Origin of the sequence: Synechococcus sp. F70.1, assembly GCF_047502745.1 — a bacterium.
Taxonomy (GTDB): domain Bacteria; phylum Cyanobacteriota; class Cyanobacteriia; order Thermostichales; family Thermostichaceae; genus Thermostichus.
Genome location: NZ_JANSJL010000061.1, coordinates 9308 through 14631, shown reverse-complemented (window position 1 = coordinate 14631; position 5324 = coordinate 9308). Strand labels below are relative to the sequence as shown.

Sequence of the window (5324 nt, the reverse complement as noted above, 5' to 3'; positions counted from 1 at the left end):
TGCTCTGCGGCTTGGAGACCTACGCAACCACTGTCACCGGCTCCGTTTCTCGTACGCGCAGCTTTTCGCAGGGGATGGTATCCGTCAAGATGGAGCTGGCCATCATGCCCGTGTGGATCTCCAGCTTGGCTCCTGGTAGCGCCTCAAACAGCAACCGCTGCCCAGGAAATACCACCCGCTCAAAGTACCAGTTTTCGATATTTGTGATGCGAACCACTTGAATGGAGCTGGTTGCATTGATGTAGCTACAGGTTATTCGCTCTGCTTGTTTTTTTGCCGGGATCGCATCGAGGGTTTGCATAATTAGCTCACTAGCCTGCCTTGCTCAGCCTGTCATCCAGGCTAGCACCGTTTGGGGATCGCTGCAGTAGTCTGCGATACGGCGATCCCAATTGACAAAAATAAGTCCTAGAGGACTTCTGTATTTGATCTTACCGTTTGACTCCAAAACTCCCTTCGGAGGCGGGGCGGATTTGGGCAGGGATCCCTTCTCGAAGCGGCGCAATTGCCATAGAAAACCCTTAGGTATTAGTAGTCGAGATTACACTTTGGAATCAGGGCCCATTGAGGCTCGAGCCGGTCGCTGAGCTTGGCTGAGGTGGGCTGGGATCCCAGTTCAGGCCTTCTACCCGTAGCTCCAGAGCCCCTGACTGGCGCACCGGGTTGTAGTGCAAGCTAAGGCCGTAGGTGCGGCGGTCGTAACCCAGGCGATAGGTAAGGTCCACCTGCTGGCCTGACTGTAAATCCAGGGTGGTTTCAGCCCCCACCCGCAGCGGGCCATACAGCTGTTGCAGGAAGCCCAAGACCAGCTGCTCCCGCGTGGTGATGCGGTCAAACAAAAAGGGCGAGGCTCCCGCCAAAAAACCGTTGGAGTAGGTTACCCTCAGGCTGGTGTAGTCGAAGGTATCGGCCACAAAAGCCCCGAGCACGGCGTCGAGGCCGATACTGCCAGCAGTGTAGCTTTGGGCGCGGCCATCGGAGTAAAACGACTGGCTGCTGCTGACGCCGGTGTTGAGCCAGATCCCCTGTTCAATGGGCAAAGCGGAAAAGCGGGGCGGCGGATCTGAGGTTGTCTTGGAGGGCCGCCAGAGGGGAAAAGAGCGAGTTAGGGTTGCTCCTAGTTGCAGCCGAGCAAGCTGGATGCGCTCGGTGGTTCTGGCCAGGGCCAGAGCGGGATCGGTGTCGATATTGCCAAGTTGTCCCAGGGCGTCGAGGTAGTCGGCGGCTATGCGGTAGCTGAAATCCAAGCCGGTGTTGCCAAGGCGGAGGGTGGGCGAGCTGTAGCTGGCGCCAAAGCGATTCTCCACAATCTGGAAGCCCAGGCGCCCGCTGAAAAAACGCTCCCGATAGGCATAGGTGTAGGTGACTTGGCCGCCGTTGCCGGTGGTAACGCGGTGTTCGACCTGCGCCCGCAAGCGCCGGGCAAATTCCTCAAAGACGATCCCGCGGAGCTCGGCAAACAGCAAGGTTTGGGCACGCGGCTGCCGCCAGCGCAACTCCGCTCGCAGCCCGACTCCATCGCGGATTCCTTGGAGGCTCCCCCAGAGGCGTTGGGGATAGAGCTGCGGGGAAAACACCAAGCTGAGATGGGGCTCCTGCAGCAGCTCAATGTTGGCCTGCAGGATTAGGCCCCGCCGCAGTTCCTTCCGGTCGAAATCGTCGTAGAACAGGCTGACCGGAGGCTGGCGGTTCAAGGAGTCAAAGCGCAGCCGCAGGGGCAGGGGCAGAAAAAAGACTTGGTCGAAAGCCAATTGGCCAGCTTCGGCAATCAACAGGCTGGAACCATCCGCCTGCAAGGTAGAGGTCACTCGCGGGCTGCGGATCTCCAGCTCCGGCGGATCGAGGGGGTCATTGGTCAGCCGCACCTCTTCTCCTTCCCAGTTGTTGGCATCGAAGCGAATGCGGGTAGCGCGAAAGCGTACCAGCCGCTGAGGCGAGAGGGGCAGCGGAGAGCCGCTGGCCTGCAACTGGCCAATATCCACCTGCCCAAAAGCCTCTTCCAAAAAGCCCTGCTCCCGTTCAAAGTCGTACTCCAGCCGGGATCCCTGGATGCGCTGCTGATCCAACTCAATGGAAACGTTGCCCTCGGCCACGGCTCGTCGCTGCTGCAGCTCAATGCGCAGGCGGTCTGCCCGCAGCACCGAGCGGCCCAGCCGCATCTCCACATTGCCCTCAGCCAGGAAAACCTGCGCCCGCTGGTCGAAGGTTTGACGGTCGGAGCGCAGCCGTAACGTGCGATCCGCAAGGGCGTCGAGGGCAGTCGTATCCCCCGCCTGGGCGGCCGCCACCTGGCCTTTCTCCCCCTGGGCTGAGGTAGGAGCAGCCGTTGCCAGACCAAACACCCCCAAGCAAAGCCAGAGCCACCAAAACCCTTTCATGCTCCCCAAACCTGTGCAACGCTTCAGCCTAAGCTACCAGCTTGGGGAGGGTCGAGGGCGCGGTTGAGCTTGCCGCTGCGGTAGCCCTCCAGATCGAGGCTGACGTAGAGATAGCCAAACGATTGCAGGGTTTTAACCAGCGCTGCCAGGTCAGTTTTTTGCACGAACTCCAGGATCTGGTGGGGGGGCAGTTCAATGCGGGCAGTATCTTTTTCCGAGCGCACTCGCACCTCTCGCCAGCCCAAGCTGCGCAGATAGCGCTCAGCCAATCCCACCCGCCGCAGCTTCTCGGCAGTGATGACCTCGCCGTAGGGAAAGCGGGAACTGAGGCAGGGTTGGGCCGGCTTATCCCACCAGGGCAGACCCAAGTGGCGAGACAACTGCCGCACCTCCAGCTTGCTCATCCCCACCTCCGCCAAAGGGGATCGCACACCACGCTCCCGAGCTGCTTGCACCCCTGGCCGGTAGTCAGCCAGATCGTCGGCGTTGAGGCCATCGACCACGTGGTCGTATCCCTGAGTTTTAGCCAGCTGGAGCAGCGTGTCGTGCAAGTAACTTTTGCAGAAGTAACAGCGGTTAGGGGGATTGGCAGCATAGCGGGGATCTTGCAGCTCCTGGGTCTGGATGACCTGGTGGCGAATGCCGAGGTACTGGGCTTGCCAGATGGCCTCCTCCAGGTCTTCGGGCAAAAGCGCCGGGGAAGCGGCGGTAACGGCCAGAGCCCCCTCCCCCAAGAGATCCCAGGCCAGCTTGGCCACCAGGCTGCTATCGATCCCTCCCGAGTAGGCCACCACAACCCGCCCCATTTCGGCGAAGATCTGGACAAGCTGCTGAAACTTGTACTGTAGGACGGGGTCTAGCTCCAGCAAGGGGGTGGCAGAGCCAAGAGGTACGTCCATGAGGCTAGGGAGTCCGTAGGGTCTGGGCTAGAGCGGGGCAGATATTCCTCTTCCATTGTTTCCTGGAATTTTCTGACTTTCCAACGCTTCTGCCTCAAAGGCAAGGCAGTGAGCGGGCAATCTCTCTAGGCCAGTGGGCCACTGAGGCGGTAGGCTGGATGGCAGAGAGACCCCTGCCTCTCCTCTGGATCTTCTGCCCATGACTCTTCAGCTTGAACCTGCTAGCTCCGCAGAGGTGGCCCTCTATCAGCCCTATTACGCCGTCGCCCGCCGGCAGTACCTGCCGCTGGCGGTGGGTCTCTACAAAAAGGGCAGCCTAGAAGGGCAGCGGCCCATCGAAGGAGACAGGCCCGTCTCTTTCTTGGCCAGTTGGCCTGTATCGCCTCTGCCCTCTGATCTAACGGCAGTGCAGGTAATTTTCGATCAAGACCCGGAGCTAACCTATCAGGTCTCCCTAGCCAACTATGAGTTTGTGGACTACCTCATCGATGTGGTAGCGGCGGTGCAGCGGGGTCAGCCGCCGAGTTTCACCACCGCCTTTTACAAAAAGCTGATGCGGTATGAAGACTGACGCCAATTCTCCGGTTGCCGTCACCCTCTACGACACGACGCTGCGGGACGGGGCGCAGCGGGAGGGGTTGTCCCTGTCGGTGCAAGATAAGGTGCAAATTGCCAAGCTGCTGGATCGCCTGGGCATCCCTTTCATCGAAGGCGGTTGGCCAGGGGCCAATCCCAAAGACGTGCAATTTTTCTGGCAGATGCGGGAAGAGCCCCTGGAGCAGGCGGAGCTGGTGGCCTTTTGTTCCACTCGCAAGCCGGGGCGGCGGGCAGCCGAGGATCCCCTGCTGCAGGCCATCTTGGCAGCGGGCACCCGTTACGTGACGGTCTTTGGCAAGTCCTGGGATCTCCATGTTACGGAGGGGCTGGGCACCACCTTGGCCGAAAACTTGGCCATGATCCGCGACACCATCACCTACCTGCGCTCCCAGGGGCGGCGGGTGATCTACGATGCCGAGCACTGGTTTGACGCCTACCGCCACAACCCCGACTACGCCCTGCAAACCCTGGTGGCAGCAGCAGAGGCCGGGGCGGAGTGGCTGGTTCTCTGCGATACCAACGGCGGATCCCTGCCCCACGAGATTGCCGCCATCACGGCAGCCGTCTTGGCGGAATCCCATCACCTGGGGCATTTGCCTTTGGGGATCCACACCCACAACGACTCCGGCACGGCCGTGGCCAATGCTCTAGCGGCAGTCCAGGCGGGGGCGCGCATGGTGCAGGGCACCATTAACGGCTATGGGGAGCGCTGTGGCAACGCCGACCTGTGCAGCGTTATCCCCAACTTACAACTCAAGCTAGGCTACCGCTGTCTGCCCGAGGGAAAGCTGCAACACCTAACAGAGATCTCCCGCGCCATCAGTGAGGTGGTCAACCTGGCCCCGGACGACCATGCTCCTTTCGTGGGCCGATCCGCCTTTGCCCACAAGGGTGGGATCCACGTCAGCGCTGTTCAGAAGAACCCCCTGACCTACGAGCACATTGCCCCAGAGCAGGTGGGCAACTGCCGGCGCATCGTCGTTTCGGATCAGGCGGGGTTGAGCAATATCCTCAGCAAGGTGGCTGGCTTTGGGATCCGGCTGGACAAGTCGGATCCCCGGGCGCGCTTGATTTTGGAGCGGCTGAAAACTCTGGAGCTGCAGGGCTACCAGTTTGAGGCGGCCGAGGCCAGCTTTGAGCTGTTGGTGCGGGGCCTGTTGGGGCAGCGCTCCCACCCCTTTGAGGTGCTTAGCTTCCATGTCAGCGCCACCACCCGCTCGGACTGGAGCAGCAGAGACTGGGATCCCAGCGGCGAGGCAACGGAGGTGCAGTCCCTAGCAGCGGTGAAGATTGCCGTGCAGGGGCAGACGCGGGTGACAGCAGCCGAAGGCAATGGGCCGGTGGCGGCCCTGGATGGGGCGCTGCGCAAGGCCTTGCTGGAGTTTTACCCGCAACTGGAAGCCATTCACCTCACCGACTACAAGGTGCGGATTCTGGACGGCCAGGCGGG

Annotated in this window: 5 protein-coding genes; 2 read left to right on the top strand and 3 right to left on the bottom strand. The window is 61.1% G+C overall.

The window, feature by feature from the left end; genetic code table 11:
- Positions 1–19 precede the first annotated feature (19 nt).
- The 3 genes from NW860_RS06285 to larE form a co-directional block, all read right to left on the bottom strand.
- Complete coding sequence (locus NW860_RS06285; protein ID WP_414394791.1) at positions 20–301, bottom strand: DUF1830 domain-containing protein; 282 nt, start codon at positions 299–301, stop codon at positions 20–22.
- A gap of 253 nt (positions 302–554) precedes the next feature.
- Positions 555–2378, bottom strand: coding sequence for a DUF3769 domain-containing protein (locus tag NW860_RS06280; RefSeq protein ID WP_414422808.1), 1824 nt, complete (start codon positions 2376–2378; stop codon positions 555–557).
- Positions 2379–2401: 23 nt separating this feature from the next.
- A complete protein-coding gene (larE, locus tag NW860_RS06275; RefSeq protein ID WP_414405593.1) occupies positions 2402–3277 on the bottom strand; it encodes an ATP-dependent sacrificial sulfur transferase LarE in 876 nt (291 codons plus the stop codon).
- A gap of 199 nt (positions 3278–3476) precedes the next feature.
- Here larE and ebsA point away from each other — a divergent pair, with 199 nt between their 5' ends.
- A complete protein-coding gene (gene ebsA, locus NW860_RS06270; protein WP_414513114.1) occupies positions 3477–3848 on the top strand; it encodes a type IV pilus biogenesis protein EbsA in 372 nt (123 codons plus the stop codon).
- Positions 3838–5324: citramalate synthase (cimA, locus tag NW860_RS06265; protein ID WP_414513112.1), on the top strand; the 1487-nt coding region annotated here is incomplete at its 3' end. The genes ebsA and cimA, both read left to right, overlap by 11 nt.